This window comes from Streptoalloteichus hindustanus (genome assembly GCF_900129375.1).
GTDB lineage: Bacteria > Actinomycetota > Actinomycetes > Mycobacteriales > Pseudonocardiaceae > Streptoalloteichus > Streptoalloteichus hindustanus.
Genome location: NZ_FQVN01000028.1, coordinates 1 through 1,779, shown reverse-complemented (window position 1 = coordinate 1,779; position 1,779 = coordinate 1). Strand labels below are relative to the sequence as shown.

The window sequence follows — 1,779 nt, the reverse complement described above, 5'->3', positions numbered from 1 at the left end:
GGCGGCCTGCATCCACACCAACGCCAACGGCGGCACCACCCCCGTGATCGTCACCCGCTCCCGCTCGATCAACCCAAACGCCACATCCGGAGAAGGCTGCGGGGACATCACCACCGTGCCCCCGGCCCACAACACCCCCAACGACCCCGGCGAGGACAACGGATAGTTGTGCGCCGCCGGCAACACACACAGATACACACTCTCCGGCGACAAACCACAGATCTCCGCGGACTCCCGCACACTGAACAGATAGTCATCATGGGTACGGGGAATCAGCTTCGGCACACCCGTACTACCCCCGGAGAGCTGGAAGAACGCCACCTCCCCCGCACCCACCACAGGGAAAACACTGGTGTCGACCTCGGACTCCGGGACCCGCACCTCGTCCAGGCCGGTGTGCTCCCCCGGGTCACCGACCACGATCACGTGCCGCAGCGACGGGACCGCCTCCCGCACCTCCGACGCCAAAGCCCGGTAGTCGAACCCGCCATGACGATCCGCGATCACATACGCGACCGCCTCGGTGAACTCACAGAAATACCCGATCTCCGCCGAGCGGTGCGCGGGCAACGCGAACACCGGCAACCCACCAGCCCGCCACACCCCGAAGACCACCTCCAGGAACTCGGCGACATTCGGCAGCTGCACCACCACCCGATCCCCCGGCCCCACACCCAGCCGCAGCAACCCGGCCGCCACCCGATCCGCCCGCGCGTCCAACTCGGCATACGACCAGCGGCGCTCCCCACACACCACCGCCACCCGCCCGGCGAACTCCCCGGCGCGCCGCCGCAACAGATCCCCGAACGTCAGGCCCTGCCACAACCCCCACTCGCGGTACCGGGCAACCACATCCTCCGGCCACCCCACACACCCGGCCAACAACCCCAACACCCCTCAACGAGACTCAGACAGCCAACAACCGAACGAGCAACACCCACCACGTCACAGGGGCTGGTCCACACCCAACGCCCGCAACATCGTCCCGAACTTCGCCGACGTCTCCGCCAACTCCTCACCCGGCACCGAATCCGCCACGATCCCCCCACCCGCGAACAACCGCAACAGATTCCCCACGGCCTCCGCACAGCGGATCGTCACCACCCACTCCCCATCACCGGAGGCGTCCCCCCACCCCAGAAGACCGGTGTAGAAACCCCGATCGAACGGCTCCAACTCCCCGATCGCCGCCCGCGCCAGGCCCGTCGGAGTCCCACACACCGCCGGCGTCGGATGCAACGCACACGCCAACCCCAACGCCGACACCCCAGGATCAACCAACTCACCCGACACCCTCGTGGACAGATGCCACATCGACGCCGTCCGCACCAACGACGGACCCGACGGCACCTCCAACACACGACAGAACGGCCGCAACGTCTCCACCACGAACTCCGCCACCACCGCGTGCTCGTGCAGATCCTTCGCCGACACCAGCAACTCCTCCGCCCGACGCCGATCCTCCACCGGATCAACACTCCGAGGACGGGAGCCCGCCAACGGGTTGGAGACGACGCGCGTTCCCGAGCGGGAGACGAGGAGTTCCGGACTCGCCCCCACCAACGTGCGCTCGCCGGGGAGGTCGATTCCGAAGGTGTAGCCGCCCGGGTCGCGTCGTGCCAACCGGCGCAGCAGCGGACGCACGTCCACCGGACCGTCCCCATTGGACACGGTCAGCTCCAACGACCGCGCCAACACCACCTTCTCGAACTCACCGGACCGCATCCGCGCCACCGCCCGCGCCACCGCCGACAGATGTGCCTCCGGCTCCGGCACCGG

Annotated in this window: 2 protein-coding genes; both read right to left on the bottom strand. The window is 68.2% G+C overall.

The window, feature by feature from the left end; all coding sequences use genetic code 11:
* Window positions 1-870 (bottom strand): AMP-binding protein (locus BUE43_RS32460; RefSeq protein WP_234996046.1); only part of this gene is annotated, 870 nt, incomplete at its 3' end.
* 75 nt (window positions 871-945) lie between these two features.
* A partial coding sequence (locus BUE43_RS32455; protein ID WP_073490188.1) for an isochorismate synthase occupies window positions 946-1,779 on the bottom strand: 834 nt, incomplete at its 5' end.